General features: G+C 74.5%; 18 protein-coding genes. 12 read left to right on the forward strand and 6 right to left on the reverse strand.

What is annotated here, in order from left to right; translation table 11 throughout:
* Positions 1–36: 36 nt before the first annotated feature.
* Both Ae505Ps2_RS07130 and Ae505Ps2_RS07135 read left to right on the forward strand, forming a co-directional pair.
* Positions 37–1749: a SpoIIE family protein phosphatase gene (locus Ae505Ps2_RS07130; RefSeq protein ID WP_075553509.1), complete on the forward strand. Its 1713-nt coding sequence runs from the start codon at positions 37–39 to the stop codon at positions 1747–1749.
* A 92-nt stretch (positions 1750–1841) separates the two neighbouring features.
* Positions 1842–3290: an NAD(P)/FAD-dependent oxidoreductase gene (locus Ae505Ps2_RS07135; RefSeq protein ID WP_158071550.1), complete on the forward strand. Its 1449-nt coding sequence runs from the start codon at positions 1842–1844 to the stop codon at positions 3288–3290.
* Here the strand turns inward: Ae505Ps2_RS07135 and Ae505Ps2_RS07140 are convergent.
* A complete protein-coding gene (locus Ae505Ps2_RS07140; protein ID WP_075334033.1) occupies positions 3266–3730 on the reverse strand; it encodes an STAS domain-containing protein in 465 nt (154 codons plus the stop codon). The genes Ae505Ps2_RS07135 and Ae505Ps2_RS07140 overlap by 25 nt on opposite strands.
* Before the next feature lie 166 nt (positions 3731–3896).
* Here Ae505Ps2_RS07140 and deoC point away from each other — a divergent pair, with 166 nt between their 5' ends.
* A complete protein-coding gene (gene deoC, locus Ae505Ps2_RS07145) occupies positions 3897–4619 on the forward strand; it encodes a deoxyribose-phosphate aldolase (protein ID WP_020625415.1) in 723 nt (240 codons plus the stop codon).
* Between the two features lie 79 nt (positions 4620–4698).
* Positions 4699–6114 (forward strand): hypothetical protein, encoded by a 1416-nt coding sequence (locus tag Ae505Ps2_RS07150; RefSeq protein ID WP_075553510.1) that lies wholly within the window; start codon positions 4699–4701, stop codon positions 6112–6114.
* A 21-nt stretch (positions 6115–6135) separates the two neighbouring features.
* Here Ae505Ps2_RS07150 and Ae505Ps2_RS07155 read toward each other — a convergent pair whose 3' ends face one another.
* The gene (locus tag Ae505Ps2_RS07155; protein ID WP_043279680.1) at positions 6136–6741 is read right to left on the reverse strand and encodes a TetR/AcrR family transcriptional regulator; all 606 of its coding nucleotides are present in this window, start codon (positions 6739–6741) and stop codon (positions 6136–6138) included.
* Positions 6742–6840: 99 nt separating this feature from the next.
* Here Ae505Ps2_RS07155 and Ae505Ps2_RS07160 point away from each other — a divergent pair, with 99 nt between their 5' ends.
* The 5 genes from Ae505Ps2_RS07160 (at position 6841) to Ae505Ps2_RS07180 (ending at position 11165) form a co-directional block, all read left to right on the forward strand.
* Positions 6841–7371 (forward strand): SCP2 sterol-binding domain-containing protein, encoded by a 531-nt coding sequence (locus Ae505Ps2_RS07160; RefSeq protein ID WP_060713774.1) that lies wholly within the window; start codon positions 6841–6843, stop codon positions 7369–7371.
* A 32-nt stretch (positions 7372–7403) separates the two neighbouring features.
* Positions 7404–8612 (forward strand): acyl-CoA dehydrogenase family protein, encoded by a 1209-nt coding sequence (locus Ae505Ps2_RS07165; protein ID WP_075309255.1) that lies wholly within the window; start codon positions 7404–7406, stop codon positions 8610–8612.
* 303 nt (positions 8613–8915) lie between these two features.
* Complete coding sequence (folP, locus tag Ae505Ps2_RS07170; protein ID WP_139318875.1) at positions 8916–9782, forward strand: dihydropteroate synthase; 867 nt, start codon at positions 8916–8918, stop codon at positions 9780–9782.
* Positions 9779–10543 carry a dihydrofolate reductase family protein gene (locus Ae505Ps2_RS07175; RefSeq protein ID WP_083695427.1) on the forward strand — a complete coding sequence of 255 codons (765 nt, stop codon included), beginning with the start codon at positions 9779–9781 and terminating at the stop codon, positions 10541–10543. Before folP ends, Ae505Ps2_RS07175 begins: the two co-directional genes overlap by 4 nt.
* Before the next feature lie 61 nt (positions 10544–10604).
* Complete coding sequence (locus Ae505Ps2_RS07180) at positions 10605–11165, forward strand: GNAT family N-acetyltransferase (RefSeq protein ID WP_083702511.1); 561 nt, start codon at positions 10605–10607, stop codon at positions 11163–11165.
* A gap of 99 nt (positions 11166–11264) precedes the next feature.
* Here Ae505Ps2_RS07180 and Ae505Ps2_RS07185 read toward each other — a convergent pair whose 3' ends face one another.
* The gene (locus Ae505Ps2_RS07185) at positions 11265–11741 is read right to left on the reverse strand and encodes a hypothetical protein (RefSeq protein ID WP_020625150.1); all 477 of its coding nucleotides are present in this window, start codon (positions 11739–11741) and stop codon (positions 11265–11267) included.
* A 279-nt stretch (positions 11742–12020) separates the two neighbouring features.
* On the opposite strand from Ae505Ps2_RS07185, the gene Ae505Ps2_RS07190 reads away from it, so the two are divergent.
* Entirely contained in the window at positions 12021–13136 is a 1116-nt protein-coding gene (locus Ae505Ps2_RS07190; RefSeq protein ID WP_249265227.1) for an alpha/beta fold hydrolase, read from the forward strand.
* Positions 13137–13164: 28 nt separating this feature from the next.
* On the opposite strand, the gene Ae505Ps2_RS07195 is transcribed toward Ae505Ps2_RS07190, so the two are convergent.
* Positions 13165–13569: a hypothetical protein gene (locus Ae505Ps2_RS07195; protein ID WP_075334036.1), complete on the reverse strand. Its 405-nt coding sequence runs from the start codon at positions 13567–13569 to the stop codon at positions 13165–13167.
* A 43-nt stretch (positions 13570–13612) separates the two neighbouring features.
* Here Ae505Ps2_RS07195 and Ae505Ps2_RS07200 point away from each other — a divergent pair, with 43 nt between their 5' ends.
* Positions 13613–14158: a peptidylprolyl isomerase gene (locus tag Ae505Ps2_RS07200; protein WP_075309249.1), complete on the forward strand. Its 546-nt coding sequence runs from the start codon at positions 13613–13615 to the stop codon at positions 14156–14158.
* A 37-nt stretch (positions 14159–14195) separates the two neighbouring features.
* Entirely contained in the window at positions 14196–15302 is a 1107-nt protein-coding gene (locus tag Ae505Ps2_RS07205) for a rhomboid family intramembrane serine protease (RefSeq protein ID WP_233147689.1), read from the forward strand.
* 140 nt (positions 15303–15442) lie between these two features.
* On the opposite strand, the gene Ae505Ps2_RS07210 is transcribed toward Ae505Ps2_RS07205, so the two are convergent.
* Both Ae505Ps2_RS07210 and crgA read right to left on the reverse strand, forming a co-directional pair.
* The gene (locus Ae505Ps2_RS07210; protein ID WP_084786224.1) at positions 15443–15880 is read right to left on the reverse strand and encodes a PH domain-containing protein; all 438 of its coding nucleotides are present in this window, start codon (positions 15878–15880) and stop codon (positions 15443–15445) included.
* A 101-nt stretch (positions 15881–15981) separates the two neighbouring features.
* A complete protein-coding gene (gene crgA, locus Ae505Ps2_RS07215; RefSeq protein WP_075553511.1) occupies positions 15982–16242 on the reverse strand; it encodes a cell division protein CrgA in 261 nt (86 codons plus the stop codon).
* Positions 16243–16313 lie beyond the last annotated feature (71 nt).

Below are 16313 nucleotides of genomic sequence, written 5' to 3' on the forward strand. Positions count from 1 at the left end.
GGGACGCCGACGCGATGCGGTGCGAGGATCACGTGAATGAGCCTGGTGTCGGATCCCGTCGCGGTCACGGTCGCGGCACCGTCGTCGCTGGAATCGCCTGCCCGGCTGGCCGCGGTCCGCGCCACCCGGCTGCTCGACACCGGGCCGGAGGAGGCGTTCAACCGGCTGACCAGGCTGGTCTCGGTGGTCCTCGGGACCCCGGCGGTCATGCTGACCGTCGTCGACGAGGTCCGGACCTTCCTCAAGGGCACGCCCGAACCGGCACGGATCGTCGGGCCGGACGGAGTCTGGTCGGCGCCCGTCGAGGACAGTGGGTGCAAGGTCGTCGTCGAGTCCGACGGGGAGATCTGCGCCGGAGACGTGCAGGCCGAGCCGCGGCTGCGCGACCTGAGCCTGATCACCGAGTTCGGGGCGGCCGCCTGGCTCGGGGTACCGGTGCGCGACCCCGCGGGCCAGGTCGTGGGCAATCTCTGCGCGATGGACGTCGTCGCCCGGGAGTGGACCCCGCTGCACCGCGAGACCATCCGGACCCTGGCCGACGCCGTCGAGGGCGAGATCGCGCTGCGCCTGGCCCTGCGCGAGACCGAGCGGCAGGCGCTCGCGGCCGCCCGCCACGCCGCCGAGGCCGAGACGCTGGCCCGGACGCTGCAGGAGTCGCTGCTGCCCGCACGGCCCCCGCGGCTGCCCGGGATCGACATCGCGGCCCGTTTCCTGCCGGGCGGTTCCGGTGTGGAGGTCATGGGCGACTTCTACGACGCGGTCCCCACCCCGGACGGCGTCGCCGTGGTGATCGGCGACGTCCAGGGCAAGGGCTCCGCCGCCGCCCGGACGACCGCGCTGGCCCGCTCGGCCACGCGTACCGCCGCACACGTCGAGGACGACCCGGTCGCCGTGCTCCGCACCGTCAACGACGTCCTGCACGTCTGGTTCGACGGCCGCATCAGCTTCGTCACCGCCGCGCTCGCGTCGCTGCGTCGCGGTCCCTCCGGCACCTGGCACGCCGACCTCGCCTCGGCCGGCCACCCACCCGTCCTCGTCCGACGGGCCGACGGCACCGCCGAGTTCCACGGCGGCGGCGGGCTGGTGCTCGGTATCGGCACCACGCCGATGGTGGCCCACGAGACGGTCACCCTCGCGCCGGGCGACAGCCTCGTGCTCTACACCGACGGCATCACCGAGGCGCACGTGCGCGGGCACTGGGAACAGCTGGAGGAGGAGGGTGCCCGGCGCACGCTGGCCTCGCTCGTCCCGGGCGCCGACGCCGACACGATCGCGCGCGCCCTCACCGGCGCCGCCCTCGCACACTGCGGCGGCCACCTCAGCGACGACGCCGGTGTCGTCGTCGTGCAGGTCGAGGAGCCCGCCGCCGTCGACGCCGACCGGGTCGTCACCGAGCACGTCCCGCACGCCGGGGTCGGCCGGGAGACGCGGCGTTCCGCGGAACGCGTCCTGACCGGCTGGGACCTCGCCCCGGGCAGCCTCGCCGACGCAATGCTGGTCGTCGAGGAGCTGGTCGCGAACGTCGTCGACCACGCCCGCACCCCGTTCCGCCTGACCCTGGTCCGGACCGGGGACGCCCTGCGGATCGAGGTCGAGGACGAGGACTCCGGCAGCCCGCTGCTCCAGCCGCTCGACGTGCGGGCGGCGCGCGGGCGCGGCCTGCAGCTCGTCGACGCCGTCGCGCAGTCGTGGGGCTGCGACACCCGCGGCGGCGGCAAGCGGGTGTGGGCCGAGCTCCCCACGCGCTGACCCCGTCCCCGGAGGCGTTCTCTCCTCGGGCATCGCGTGTCGATCTGAGACAGGTCGGTCCGGCGGCGTCGGGGATCGGCCACGCTGGGCCTGTGGAGGACGAGCACGACGTCGTGGTCGTCGGCGCCGGGGTCGCGGGGCTGTACGCGCTGCACCTGCTGCGACGGCGTGGTCTGCGGGTCACCTGTGTCGACGCCGCCCCCGAGCTCGGCGGCGTCTGGCACCACCAGCGGTTCCCGGGTGCCCGCATCGACACCGAGGGCGCGGCGTACCAGTACCTGTTCTCCGACGACCTGTACCGCGACTGGGGCTGGAGCGAGCGCTTCCCGGCCGGGTACGAGGTGCTGCGCTGGCTGCGGTTCGTCGCCGACCGGCTCGATCTGCACCGCGACCTGCGACTGTCCACACCGGTCACCGCCGCCCGCTGGGACGGCGGGCGCTGGCGGGTGCGCACCGGCGACGGCGAGCTGTCGGCACGGTTCCTGGTCCGCTGCACGGGCGCGTTCACCGCGCCCCGCACCGACGCCGTCCCCGGCCGGTCGGACTTCGCCGGGCCGGTCGTCCACACCGGAGCGTGGCCCGCCCGCGGGCCCGAGTTCGACGGGCTGCGGGTGGGTGTCGTCGGCTGCGGGCCGAGCGCGGTCCAGCTGGTCCCGGCGCTGGCCGGCCGGGTCGGCGGGGTCACCGTCCTGGCCCGGACCCCGCGTTTCGTGCTGCCCGCGGCCAACCCGATGTACGGCTGGCCGGAGCGCGCGGCCTACCGCGACCGCCTGCCCGCGATGCGCGAGGCGGTCCGGTCCACGGTGTCGGGCACCGTGCACCCATCTGTCCACAGAGGACTACACAGCCTGGGGACCGCCTACGACGAGGACCCGCTGTCGCTGCACCCGACCCGGCTCGCCGGGTTCGCGTCGGACCCGGCGCTGCGGGCCGCGGCGGCCGCCGTCGTCCGCGACCGGATGCGGGCGCGACTGGGCGACGACCGTCTCGCGGCGGCGCTGGTCCCGGACGGCGACGACTACGGCCTGCGCCCCGTCGCCACCGACCAGGGCTGGCTGGAGACCTTCCACCGCGACGACGTCGAGGTGGTCCCCGTCGGGCGGAACCCGGTCGTACGGATCCGGCCGGAGGGGGTCGAGCTGGCCGACGGGACCGTCGTCGGGCTGGACGCGATCGTGCTGGCCACCGGGTTCGACCCGACCGCGACCCGCGCCGGGATCGACGTCGTCGGACGCGACGGGCGGCTGCTCGGCACCGGGCCGGGCCTGCTCGGTCTCGCGCACCCCGGCTTCCCGAACCTGTTCGCGCCGCTGGCGCCGACCCTCGGGTACGGCAACGACGCGGCCTGCCTGCAGAGACAGGTCGAGTGGGTGGACCGGGCGATCGGCGACCTCGACGCCGGCGGCCTGTCGACGATCGAGGCGCTGTCGTGCCCGGCGGAGCCGGTCGCGCCGTACGCGGTGCCCGGCGGGGTCGCGGGCGTGCTGCGGGCCTGCGACGACGAGGGCGTCGCGGGCTACCCCTCGTTCGAGCGGCGCTGACCGTTCAGCCGCACGTCCGGCTCCGGTACGCCGAACAGCATGTTCCGGGACGGGACCGGCTCCTCGGGGATCCGGTCGACGACGTCGAACAGGTCCATCGCGCCGGTCACCTGGAGGGCGCGCCGCGCGGGCCGGCTCGACCCGCAGTGCACCCGCAGTCGCTTGCCCTCGGCACCCATCATGTCGCGCGACTGGAGCAGCGAGTTCAGCCCCGCCGTCCCCAGGAAGTCCACGCGGGACAGGTCGAGGATCAGTTCGGGGCCCGCCTCGGACCAGATGCCCATCTCGACCCAGAGATCGGGCGAGGTGTCGTCGTCGATGGCGCCGATCGCGTGCAGCACGGTGGCGCCCGCCGGGTGGCTGGACTGCTCGAACCGCAACGTCGGCCCGGGAACGGCGGCGTGCGCGGCATCCGGAGCGGAGCGGTCGTCGTCCGCCATGGTCGGCCCCTTTCCGCCCCCGGGATCTCCGGGGCGTCCGACCAGCATCGCAGCGGGTGGCCGTCGCCGCATGTGCTGATCGGGGGCGGCCCGGGCGCGTAGCCTTCGCATCCGACCGCCGACCACCCGCGGGGGCGATCCTCCCGCCGGGACCCGAAGGACCACCGTGAGCGCTACGACCCTCTCCGCCGCCGCGATCGCCGGGATGATCGACCACGCGATCCTCAAGCCCGAGCTGACCCGCACCGAGGTCGACGCCCAGCTCGACGTCGCCGCCCGCTACCGCATCTTCTCCGTCTGCGTGCGCCCGTCCGACGTCGCGCACGCCGTCGCCCGGCTCGCGGGGACCGGCGTCGCCGTCGGCACCGTGATCGGGTTCCCGCACGGCACGACCAGCACCGCGGCCAAGGTCGCCGAGGCGCGGCAGGCGATCGCCGACGGTGCCGTCGAGCTCGACATGGTGCTGAACATCGGCCGGCTGCGCAGCGGCCTGACCGACGACGTCGAGGCCGACATCCGGGCCGTCGTCGAGGCCGCCGACGGCCGCGTCGTGAAGGTGATCCTGGAGACCGCCCTGCTGTCCGACGACGAGGTGGTCGCCGGCTGCCGGGCCGCCGAGTCGGCGGGCGCCGCCTTCGTGAAGACCTCCACCGGTTTCGCCGGCGGGGGTGCCACGCCCGAGCACCTCGCGCTCATGCGCGCCACCGTCGGACCGCAGGTGCAGGTCAAGGCCTCCGGCGGGGTCCGCGACCTCGACACCGTGCTCGCCTTCCACGCCGCGGGCGTCACCCGCTTCGGTACCAGCGGCACCGCCACGATCCTCGACGACGCGGCGGCCCGCGACGCCGGCGGCGACGCGGCGGCCCGGGTGGACGACGCGTCCTACTGAGAGGGCTGCCGCGCGGCACCCCGGGTCGCCGGATCTGCGAAGCTGGTCCGAGCACGTTCCCGTGAGCCGGAGGAGACCCATGGCGAAGCAGCCCCTCCCGAGCTCCTGGTCGCCCGCGGGCGTCACCGGGACGCTGATCGGCGCCGCCCTCGGCACGGTCGGCGCCGCCGTGGAGATCGGTCGACGGCTGCCCGGCTGGCTGGCCGAGGCCCCGCGTGCGGTCGAGGCCATGCCGTCGGTGGCGGCCGAGGTCGCCGCGCTCCCGCGGCGCATCGCCGGTGTCGACGCCGCGCTGACCGGTCTGGCCCCGGTGCTCGACGACGTGCTCGGCCGGGTCGTGACACTGTGGGATGACCCGGTGACCGTCGAGCGGATCGACCGGCTGACCGCGGCCGTGGTCGAGCTGGCCGGAGCCACCGGACCGCTGCGCGAGCTGGCCGGCGCCCGCGACGACCTGCACCAGCTCGCCGGGCTGCGGGAGGACCTGCACCACCTGGCGAGCGTGCGGGAGGACCTGCGGGAGCTCGCCGCCGTCCGCAGCGACCTGCACGAGCTGGCCGCCGCGGTCGGGCCGCTGCGCGAGCTCGGCGCGGCGGTGGCCTCGCTGCGGGAGCTGGCGGGGGCCGTCGGGCCGCTGTCGGAGCTGGCGGGCGCGGTCGACGCGCTGCGTGAGCTCGCCACTGCCGTCGGGCCGCTGGCCGAGCTGGGCACGGCGGTGGAGTCGCTGCGCGAGCTGAGCGCGGCGGTCGGACCGCTGACCGAGCTGGCCGCGGTCCGCGAGGATCTGCACGAGCTGGCCGGCGCCGCGGCACCGCTGCGGGAGCTGGCACCGGCCGCGGGTGACCTCGCCGCGCTCGCCGGGGCCGTCACGTCGCTGCAGCGCCTCGCCGACGCCGTCGCCCCGCTCCAGGAGCTCGCCGCCACCCGCGCCGACCTGGCGCAGCTGGCCGGCGCGGTGGAGCCGCTGCGGGAGCTGGCCGCGGCGCGCGAGCACCTGGAGAGCCTCACCGGCGCCGTCCCCGCGGTGCACGAGCTGGCGGCGACCCGGGCCGACCTCGCACGTCTGGCCGAGGCGGTCGGACCGTTGCAGGAGCTCGCCCGCACCCCCGGTGACCTCGCGGCCCTCGCCGGGGCGGTCGAGCCGCTGCGGGCGCTGGCGACGGTACGCGAGGACCTCGCGACACTGGCCGCGGCCACCGGAGACCAGGGCGCCGTCCGGCGGATCGCGGCGGCCGTCGCCGACGCCGATGCCGACGGGACCCCGCGGCTGGCCGCCCTGGACGTCAACCTCGCGCAGGCCGCGAGCCAGCTGACCGCCGTCGCCCCGGACCTGCGCTCGGTCGCGGCCCGCATCGACGCGCTCGACCGGCAGATCGGCGTGCTGGCCGACGCGCTCGCGCCGCTGCAGGGCACCACCGAGCGGATCGGCCGCATCGTCGACCGGCTGCCGGACCGCACCCGGCGACTCGTGACGCGGCCGGCGACGGAGGGCTGACCGCACGGTGGCGCCGGCGGCTCACCCGCGCAGGCGTTCCAGTCCCGGCCAGACCAGGGTCATCAACGTCGAGGCGAGGTCGTCGGGGTCCGCGCCGTCGCCCGCCCAGTCGGCCAGTCCCTCGGCCGCGCCCGCCAGCGCCGCCGCGAGCGGGGCGGTGACCGTCGCCGGGTCCACGCCCGCGGGGACGGCCAGCTCGGCCGCCAGCAGCCGCGCCACCCGGTCGACGATCCGGGTGCGTGCCGCGTGCACCTCGTCCGCGAGCGCGCCGGTGCGGGCCTGGCGGTAGAGCACCGACCAGCCGTCGCGGTGGGTGGTCACGCTGGCGAAGAACGCCCGGAGACCGCGGTGCAGGCGCACCTCGGCGTCGACCGGCGCCCCGGCCGCGGCTCCGGAGACCGACTCCAGCAGTCGGTCGGCCTCGCGGCGGATGCACCGCCGCAGCAGCTCCTCCTTCGAGCCCCCGCCGTGCGTGTAGACCATCGGCTTCGACAGCCCCGCCTCGTCGGCGACGCCGTCCATCGACGCGTCGTGGAACCCGTCCCGGGAGAACACGCGCACCGCCGCGTCGAGGACCTGCTTCTCGCGCTGCGCGGGCGGGAGCCTGCGACGGGGTGCAGATGCCATCTCGACAGCTTAGCTACTGCTGCGTAAAGTACGCCTCGTCCCGAGCCGGTACGGCGAGTACCGGACACTTGTGTGAACCACGGCGAGGTGGAACGAGCGATGGCCGACACGGTCGACATCAACGAGCTGGGTCGCAGCGTCGACCCGAAGTCCCTGTCCGACGAGCAGCTGATCGCGACGCTCGGGACGGCTCTGCGCGACGGGAACGCGAAGAACGTCGACCCGTCGCTGTTCGCCCGCCTGGTCAAGACCGCGTCGAAGCAGCAGCTGGCGACCGTGATGTCGTCCGAGGTCCGCCGACCGGTGCTCGAGGCGATCTTCGGCCGGATGAGCGAGTTCTACTCGTCCAAGGGCGCGACCGGGAACCGGCAGGTCGTGCACTGGCACATCAAGGACGGCTCGACGGTCGACAGCTTCCAGACCGTGATGCAGAACGGCACCTGCACGGTCACCGAGGGCACCGACGAGGACCCCCGCACCGCGCTGACCATGCCCGGCACCGAGTTCCTCAAGGTCGCGACGAACAACGCCAACCCGGTGACCCTGTTCATGACGCGCAAGCTCAAGGTCTCCGGCGACGTCGGCTTCGCGACCGCCCTGCAGAAGATGTTCCAGATCCCGTCTGCCTGACGAGAACCGCGACCGACCAGCGGAGAGCTGAGATGACTTCCTTCGAACTGTCCGAGGAGCACCGCGAGCTGCAGGAGTGGGTGCACGGCTTCGCCGCCGACGTCGTGCGCCCGGCCGCCGCCGAGTGGGACGAGCGCGAGGAGACCCCGTGGCCGATCCTGCAGGAGGCCGCGAAGATCGAGCTCTACAACTTCGAGACCCTCGCCTCCTTCTGGGGTGACGAGACCGGCCTGTCCATGCCGCTGGTCAACGAGGAGCTCTTCTGGGGCGACGGCGGCATCGGCATGGCGATCTTCGGCACCACCCTCGCGGTGGCCGGCATCTTCGCCTCGGGCACGCCCGAGCAGATGGTCGAGTTCATCCCGCAGTGCTACGGCGACGCCTCCGAGCCGCAGGTCGGAGCGTTCTGCTCGTCCGAGCCCGAAGCCGGCTCCGACGTCTCGGCGATGCGTACCCGCGCCGTCTACGACGAGGCGAAGGACGAGTGGACCCTCACCGGCCAGAAGGCCTGGGCCACCAACGGCGGCATCGCGAACATCCACGTGGTGCAGGCCGTCGTCGACCCCGCGCTGGGGAGCAAGGGGCAGGCCGCGTTCGTCGTCCCGCCGAAGACCCCCGGCCTGGAGTCCACCCGCAAGATCAAGAAGATGGGTCTGCGCGCGTCGCACACCGCGGACGTCTTCCTCGACGACGTGAAGCTCCCCGGCTCGTGCCTGCTCGGCGGCAAGGAGAAGCTGGACGAGCGGCTCGCCCGCGCCCGGTCGGGGGAGAAGTCGACGGGCTCCGCCGCGATGCAGACCTTCGAGCTGTCCCGTCCGACGGTCGGCTCGCAGGCGATCGGCATCGCCCGCGCCGCCTACGAGTACGCCCTGGAGTACGCCAAGGACCGGGTCGCCTTCGGCCGCCCGATCATCGAGAACCAGGCGATCTCCTTCACCCTCGCGGACATGAAGACCGAGATCGACGCCGCCCGGCTGCTCGTGCACCGGGCCGCGTGGATGGGGCGCAACAACGTCCCGTTCACCGCGGGCGAGGGGTCGATGTCCAAGCTCAAGGCCGGCCGGGTCGCGGTGTGGGCCACCGAGCGGGCCATCCAGATCCTCGGCGGCGCGGGCTACTCGCGCGAGCACCCGGTGGAGCGGATGCACCGCGACGCGAAGATTTACGACATCTTCGAGGGCACCGAGCAGATCCAGCAGCTCGTCATCGCCCGCGCGATCTCCGGGAAGCACCTGTCGTGACCTCGGCGGTCCGGTCCGCCCAGACGATCGGCGGACCGGACCGGACGGCCGTGCGGTACGTGGCTCCGTCGCGCGCATCGTGCTTTTCGCCTCATCGACGAGAAGGTGACGGGCTCGAGGCACGGCTGCCGGGACAGGTCGCGACCGGCATCGCGACCGGGCCGCGGGGGCCACCGAGCCGCCGCTGCGGGACCACGCGCGCGACCGATGACCGTCGGGGTGGGCACGCACGCCGGGCCCCGGGGCAGGATGGAGATCCAACCGGGTCCTGCAGCGGGCCCGTCCGTGCTGTGAGGAGACCACGTGCCGAGCGTGACGTTCCGTGGACGTACCTGGAACCGGGACCGGGCGATGGTCATGGCGATCGTCAACCGGACCCCCGACTCGTTCTACGACCACGGGGTCACCTTCGCCGAGCAGGCCGCCCGGGACCGCATCACGGCGGTGGTCCGGGAGGGTGCCGACGTCATCGACATCGGCGGTGTGCCGGCCAGCCCGGGTGCCGAGGTGACCGAGCAGGAGGAGATCGACCGGGTCGTGCCGACCGTGGAGTGGGCACGCCACACGTTCCCCGACGTCGCGATCTCGGTCGACACCTTCCGCGCCGGACCCGCCGATGCGGTCTGCGCGGCGGGCGCCGACCTGGTCAACGACAACTGGGCGGCCGCCGACACCGGGATCCTCGACGTCGCCGCCCGGTACGGCGCGGGCTACGTCAGCGCGCACACCGACCACGTCGACCCGCGCACCGAGCCGCACCGGCCGCGCTACACCGACGTCCTGCGCACGGTCATCGACCAGACCGTCGCGCTCGCGGAGAAGGCCGTCGCCGCGGGCGTGCCCGCCGGCGGGATCCTCATCGACCCGGCGATCGACTTCTCCAAGAACACCCTGCACAGCCTGCAGGTCCTGCGCGGCATCGACGAGATGGTCGCGACCGGCTGGCCGGTGCTGCTGGCGATGTCGAACAAGACCGTCGTCGGCGAGTCCCTGGCCGTGCCGCTCGAGGAGCGGCTGACCGGCACCCTCGCCGCGACGGCGCTGGCCGCCGACCGCGGCGTCGCCATGGTGCGTGCCCACCAGGCCCGGGCCACCCGGGAGACCTGCGAGATGGTCGCCACCGTTCGTGGCGAGCGGAATCCCTCGCGGGCGGTGAGACTGCTCGCGTGAGCACGATCCACCAGATCTTCCCGGTGGCCGACGCCGGGCCGCTGTCGACCGAGCAGCTCGAACGGCTCTACGCCTACCCGGACGACCGGCTCCGGCTGTCGGTCAACTTCGTGTCCAGCGCGGACGGGGCCGTCGAGGTCCGGGGCAGCTCGGCCGGGCTGTCCACCCCGCCCGACCGCGCGGTGCTCGACCTCGGGACCGACCTGGCCGACGTCGTGCTCGTCGCGGCCGGGACGGCCACCGCCGAGGGGTTCACGGGCGTCAAGCACAACGACCGGATGGACGACCGGCGCCGCCGCTTCGGGCTGTCGGAGCTGCCGTCGACGGCGGTCGTCACCTCGTCGGGGAAGTCCCTCGATCCGTCGGCGCCGGTGCTGACCGACACCGTGGTCCCCACGATCGTGCTGACCTGCGAGGCGGTCCCCGCGGACCTGCGCGGCCGGTGGACCGACGCCGGCGCCGAGGTCGTGCTCACCGGCGACGAGTCGGTCGACCTCGCCGTCGCGGTCGCCGCGCTGGGGGAGCGCGGGCTGCGCCGGATCAACTGCATGGGCGGCCCCGCGCTGTTCGGCAGCCTGGCCGAGGCGGGCCTGGTCGACGAGCTGCGGCTGACCCTCGCTCCGTTCCTCGTCTCCGGGGAGGCCGGGCGGATCGCCCGCGGCGCCGGCATGGATCCGGCGCGCCTGGAGCTGGTCAGCATCGTCACCGGGGACGACACGCTCCTCATGCGCTACCGGGTACGCGAGGCGCCGTCGTCCTGACGGGGAACCCCGGAGGGGAGTACCCGATCACGCACGGCGACGTCTGGGGCAGGATGGTCCCGTGTCGCGTCCCTCCAACATGCTGGCGGACGGCGTCGTCGTCCTCAGCCCGCTCGGCTGGGACGACGTGACGGCCCACCTCGCGGGTGAGGACGCCGAGATCGTCCGCTGGCTCGGTGGCGCACCCGCGACCCCGGCGACCGCCCGCGCCCACGTCCGTCGTGCGATCGAACGCTGGGCCGACGACGGGCCGAAGCTGAGCTTCGGGATCCGGGTGGACGGCGGCGCCGTCCTCGCCGGGACCATCGACGTCGACCTCGACCCCGCGGGGGGCCGGGCCGGTCTGTCCTACGGCGTCTACGCGGCGTACCGCCGTCGCGGCCTCGCGACCCGCGCGGTCCGGCTCGCGGCCCGCTACCTGGGCGAACGTGGTGACGTGCGGTGGATCTCGATCGACGTCGACCCGCAGAACACCGCATCGGTCGGGGTCGCGCGGCGGGCCGGGTTCCGGTTCCTGCGCCACGTCGTCGACGACGAGGGATCCTTCGACCGCTACGAGCTCCTCGTCCGCGCGCCGGTGGTCCCGGCGCCGCCGCCGCGGCCGCGGCACAGCCGCCCCTGAGTCCGCACACGAGCGCCCGCCCGGTGCCCCGGTCGTCGGGGACACCGGACGGGCGTGGTCGCGGGTGCCGGTCGGGGGTCCGGCACCCGCGGACCGACGTCAGGAGCCGGTCGGCGCCTCGATGTGCATGACGGCCGGGACCTCGAACAGGGGCAGCGCGCCCGCGTCGTCGACCGACGGGAGGCCGGCGTCGCCCACCGAGGGGAGCTCGGGCAGGTCGTCCGTGGACGGCAGCTCGGGGGCGTCCTCGGCCGAGGGCAGCTCCGACGCGACGTCCGCGGCCTGCGGCGTGGCGGTGGGCAGGTCGTCGGTGCCGGGCAGCGACGGCGCGCTCGGCAGCGAGTCGGTCGAGGGCAGCTCCGGCAGACCGAGGGCATCGGCGTCCGGGACCTGCAGCTCGCCGAAGGGGAGGCTGTCCGCGGCGTCGGTCAGGGCGGAGGTGTCCGGGGCGGCCGGGAGCTCGGGCAGCTCGGGAAGTTCGGCGGCCGAGGCCTGGCCGACGAGACCGGCGCCGAGCGCGGCGATGCCGGCGCCGGTGAGGGACAGCCGCAGGGCGGTACGGGCGAGCGAGTTCATGCGCACGTCCTTCCAAGGGGGATCGGGGGAGCGGAGGGTCGACGGACGACCCTCGCCGGGGGACAACGAGATCCACATCAAGCGGTTGCGGTGCGCAGTCGATCGACGCTGATCTTCACCCGTACGAGTGGCAACCTGAGAGGGGTCTCGCACGTACGGGCGAGTGCTCGTCGCTCCTGAATGCCTCCGGTGGTCCACTCGCGGCGCTCGTACGCGGGGGAGCAGGATGAGTGCGTGCGCGCGCCGAGCCCCTCCGTCCGCCACTCCGTTCGTCCTTCGGTGCCCGTCGCGGGCGCGCTGGCCGGGGTCCTGGGCGGGGCGGGAGGCGCCGCCGCGGCCGTGATCGGCTGGCACTACTCGACGATCCTGCTGCACCCGTCGCCGCGCCCGGGGCTGCCCGAGCGGGTCGTCGCCACCGGGGACGGCACCGTCGAGCTGGCACGGACCCGGCTGTCCGCGCAGCCGGGTGTGTGGGGACTGCGCGGCCCGGCCGGGCTGGCCGTCGTCGGTCCGGTCCTCGACCGCGGGCGCCGCACGGTCGTCCGTGAGCTCCGCGCGGGCCCGGTCCCCGCGATCGGCCCCGCCGTGCTCGACGCCGGCCCGTTCGACCCGGACCCGTCCGCACGAGGGCTGCCCTTCGACGAGGTTGATGTGCCCACCGACCTCGGGCCGGCCCCGGCCTGGCGCATCCCCGCCCCGGCCGGAGGGCACCCGCACACCTGGGCGCTGTGCGTGCACGGCCGTGGCGGGACCCGACGCGAGGCACTGCGGATCCTGCCCGCGCTGCACGCGGCCGGCCTGACCCAGCTCGTCGTCAGCTACCGCGGGGACGGGACCGCCCCGGAGTCACCGGACGGGCGCTCGCACCTCGGCGACACCGAGTGGCGCGACGTCGACGCCGCCGCGGCCTACGCCCTGGTCCACGGCGCGCGCCGGCTGGTGCTGGTCGGCTGGTCGATGGGGGCCGCGGTGGGCGGGGCGTTCCTCGACCGGTCCCCGCACGCCGACCTCGTCGACGCCGTGGTCTGGGACGCGCCGCTGCTCGACTGGCGTCGCACGCTGCGCCGGCAGGCCCGCAACCGCGGTCTCCCCCCGACCCTGGCCGGGGTCGCGGCCCGGTTCACCGCACGCCGGATCGGGATCGACCTCGACCGGTTCGACCTGGTCCGGCGTCCGCCCGCGATCCGCCCCCCGACGCTCGTCCTGCACAGCGACGCCGACACCGCCGTCCCGGTCTCGTTGAGCCGGGACCTCGCCGCGACCGCCCCGGAGCACGGCTGGCCGGTCACCTACCGGGAGTTCTCCGGCACCGAGCACACCGGCAGCTGGAACGCCGATCCCGACGGCTACGAGGCCGCCGTGACCGGCTTCCTGCGGACGCTGCGCCCGTCCTGACCCGCCCGTTCCGGGACGGGCCCTGCGGTCAGTGGCCGTTCGTCTGCGACCTGCCCTGACCGATCGGCTTGCCGTGGATCTGGTCGTCGGACGGCGGGGTCGTCGGGACCGGGGTCCCGGGGTCCACCTCGCGCTCGCGCTTCAGGACCGTCGCCCAGCCCCACACCGCGGCCGCGGTCAGCAGCAGGACGGCCACGATCCACGGGGCCCGGCGCACCCGCACCGGGGTCGGCTCGACGATCTCGGCCAGCGCGTGGCGGGCGTCGTGCACCGAGCCGGACACCACGTCGGACAGGTCGGACAGACGCGTCGAGACCCCTCCGGCCACGGCGTCGGTGACCGCGCCACCGGTGATCCGGCCGGCGTCGGCGAAGGTGCGTACGGCCTCGGTCGCGTCCTTGCGGGCACGGGCCCGCTTCCTCTCGGCACTCATGTTCCGGACCTGCTTCCCACGGATGCGGCTGCTTACTGGCACGATGGTAGTCGTGACGGAACCAGAGAACGCCAAGACGACGGCCGCCCTGCACACCTCCGAGGGCGACATCCGCGTCGTGCTGTTCGGCGACCACGCGCCGAAGACGGTCGCGAACTTCGTCGGCCTCGCGGAGGGCAGCAAGGACTACACGGGCCCGAACGCCAGCGGCGGAGACTCCGGGCCGTTCTACGACGGTTCGATCTTCCACCGGGTGATCAGCGGCTTCATGATCCAGGGCGGCGACCCGACCGGTACCGGTCGCGGTGGCCCGGGCTACCAGTTCGGCGACGAGTTCCACCCGGACCTCAAGTTCGACCGGCCCTACCTGCTGGCCATGGCCAACGCCGGGCCGGGCACCAACGGCTCGCAGTTCTTCATCACGGTGGGCAACACCCCGCACCTGAACCGGCGCCACACCATCTTCGGTGAGGTCGCCGACGCCGAGTCGCGGGCCGTCGTGGACGCCATCGCCCAGACCACCACCGGCCAGGCCGACCGGCCGCTGACCGACGTGGTCATCGAGAAGATCGAGATCGAGCGGTCCTGACCCCGCAGGTCTCCGACCACCGAGTGGACCGGCCGTGGTGAACGGACGACCCGACAGCAGCGGATCCGGGGCATCCGGCGAGCCCGAGGGCGGGCCGGGATCCCCCGGCCCCGCGGGCACGCCGTACTACCCGGCGCCGCCCGGCTACCCGCAGCCCCAGTGGCCGCCGCCGGGCGGTCCCGGGCCGGCGCCGCACGGGCAGACGCCCTACGGGTCCGCGCCGTACGGACCTGCGCCGTACGGATCCGGGGAGACCGGCCCGGGCGGTGGGCCCGGCGCCCCGCCCGGCCCCGGCGGCGCGACGGTGTGCGTCCGGCACCCCGACCGCCCCACCGGGCTGGCCTGCTCGCGCTGCGACCGGCCCGCCTGCCCCGCCTGCCTGCAGCCGGCCCCGGTCGGTCAGCACTGCGTGGACTGCCTCGCCGAGGCCGCACGGACGACCCCGCGACGACGCACCGTCGCCGGGGCGAGCCGTACCGGGAAGCCGGTGGTCGTCCCCGGGCTGATCGTCGCGAACGTGGTGGTCTACGTGATCACCGCGGTCACGGCGGGCAGCGTGATGTCCAACTTCCGGTCGCCGCTGTTCGAGGCCGGCGGGCTCGTTCCGCTCCTGGTCGCCGACGGCGAGTACTGGCGGATCATCACCTCGGGCTTCCTGCACATCGGCCCGCTGCACCTGGCGTTCAACATGTACGCCCTGTGGATCATCGGCCGTGAGGTCGAGACGGTGCTGGGGCGGGCCCGGTTCGTCGCCGTCTACGGCGTGTCCATGCTCGGCGGCGCGGCCTCGGTCATGCTGTTCAGCGCTCCCAACGGGCTGACCGCGGGTGCCTCCGGTGCGGTCTTCGGGCTGATGGGGGCACTGTTCGTCCTGCTGCGGCGGTTGAAGCTGCCGACCGGGCAGGTCGTCGCCCTCATCGCGATCAACGCCGTGATCAGCTTCAGCATCCAGGGCATCTCCTGGCAGGGGCACCTCGGCGGGCTGGTCTTCGGCGCCGCGGTCACCGCGGCGCTGGTCCACCTCGGGACGGGGTCCCCGCAGCGCAGGCGGACCCAGGTGCTGGCGGTCTCCGGGCTGACCGCACTCGCGGTCGTGCTGATCGTGGTGCGCGCCGCGGGGCTGCTCGCGGTCGCCGGCGTCTGACCCCGACCCGCCGTCGCCAGGGGTGGGGCCCCGAGCTGCCGGCGCGGTCCGCACGCGGCGAGCGGCACCGTCGCGGGTCGTCCCCCGCCGCGGCGGTGCACCGGGCGAGCCGCGGTGTCCGTGGAGGCGCCGGGCGCGGGTCAGGGAACGGTCGGGCCGGCGTCGCCGGGGCGGTGTCCCGGACGCAGGGCGGACAGGTCGTCGAACACGTCGACCGGGTCCGCGCCCAGCTCGGCCCGGCCGAGGATGACGAGCCGCTCGTGGTCGTCGACGTCGCGCAGCTCCAGCTCCAGCAGCACCGACTCGCGGCCCAGCCTGCGGGTCCGCAGCAGGCGCAGGTCGTCCACCCGGCTCCAGGGCACGTGCCGGGTCCAGGTCAGCCTGCGGACCGTCAGCCCCTCGGGACCGGCTTCCAGCCGGGGCCGGGCACGGGTCCCCGAGGCCGCGGCCAGGGCGAGACCGAGCGCCGCGACACCCGCGACGAGCGCGCCGGCCGCCTCCGCCCCGGAGACGATCACCGCGACCGACCAGCCGGTCGCGGCGACCGCCAGCACCCAGAGTGCGACGACCGTGCCCACCGGCGTCGACCACCGAAGTCGATCACCCTGCGTGGTCATGCGACGTTGTCCACAGGCTCCATCCACATGGTGGACAACTCACATCCGTGTATTTCCGCTGGTCAACGCCACTGCATGGTCATGAGAAGGCCGATCACGATGAGTGAGAAACCGATGATGAAGTTCCAGTTCCCCAGCGCGAGCATGAACGGGATGGACGGACCCGCCAGATAGTTGATCACCAGCCAGGCGAGACCGAGGATCCACATCGCGACCATGACGGCGATGTAGGCGGGGTGCGTCGGCCCCGCGACCTTCTGCGGGGTGCGGCTGACCGGGGGAGGGGTGTAGGCCGCCTTCTTGCGGACCTTCGACTTCGGCATCTGACCTCATCGCCTGTCGGAGTCGGACACGGGTCCGGCCGGTGCGCCGGCCGGGGGCGGGACCTGCGACG

This window comes from Pseudonocardia sp. Ae505_Ps2 (assembly GCF_001932425.1).
Taxonomy (GTDB): Bacteria; Actinomycetota; Actinomycetes; order Mycobacteriales; family Pseudonocardiaceae; genus Pseudonocardia.

What these genes read in the sequence shown, in the direction of transcription:
- Ae505Ps2_RS07130 (WP_075553509.1), top strand. Translation starts at nt 37, where the DNA reads ATGAGCCTGGTGTCGGATCCCGTCGCGGTCACGGTCGCGGCACCGTCG.
- Ae505Ps2_RS07140 (WP_075334033.1), bottom strand. Translation starts at nt 3,730, where the DNA reads ATGGCGGACGACGACCGCTCCGCTCCGGATGCCGCGCACGCCGCCGTT.
- Ae505Ps2_RS07150 (WP_075553510.1), top strand. Translation starts at nt 4,699, where the DNA reads ATGGCGAAGCAGCCCCTCCCGAGCTCCTGGTCGCCCGCGGGCGTCACC.
- Ae505Ps2_RS07155 (WP_043279680.1), bottom strand. Translation starts at nt 6,741, where the DNA reads ATGGCATCTGCACCCCGTCGCAGGCTCCCGCCCGCGCAGCGCGAGAAG.
- Ae505Ps2_RS07160 (WP_060713774.1), top strand. Translation starts at nt 6,841, where the DNA reads ATGGCCGACACGGTCGACATCAACGAGCTGGGTCGCAGCGTCGACCCG.
- Ae505Ps2_RS07165 (WP_075309255.1), top strand. Translation starts at nt 7,404, where the DNA reads ATGACTTCCTTCGAACTGTCCGAGGAGCACCGCGAGCTGCAGGAGTGG.
- Ae505Ps2_RS07185 (WP_020625150.1), bottom strand. Translation starts at nt 11,741, where the DNA reads ATGAACTCGCTCGCCCGTACCGCCCTGCGGCTGTCCCTCACCGGCGCC.
- Ae505Ps2_RS07195 (WP_075334036.1), bottom strand. Translation starts at nt 13,569, where the DNA reads ATGAGTGCCGAGAGGAAGCGGGCCCGTGCCCGCAAGGACGCGACCGAG.
- Ae505Ps2_RS07200 (WP_075309249.1), top strand. Translation starts at nt 13,613, where the DNA reads ATGGTAGTCGTGACGGAACCAGAGAACGCCAAGACGACGGCCGCCCTG.
- crgA (WP_075553511.1), bottom strand. Translation starts at nt 16,242, where the DNA reads ATGCCGAAGTCGAAGGTCCGCAAGAAGGCGGCCTACACCCCTCCCCCG.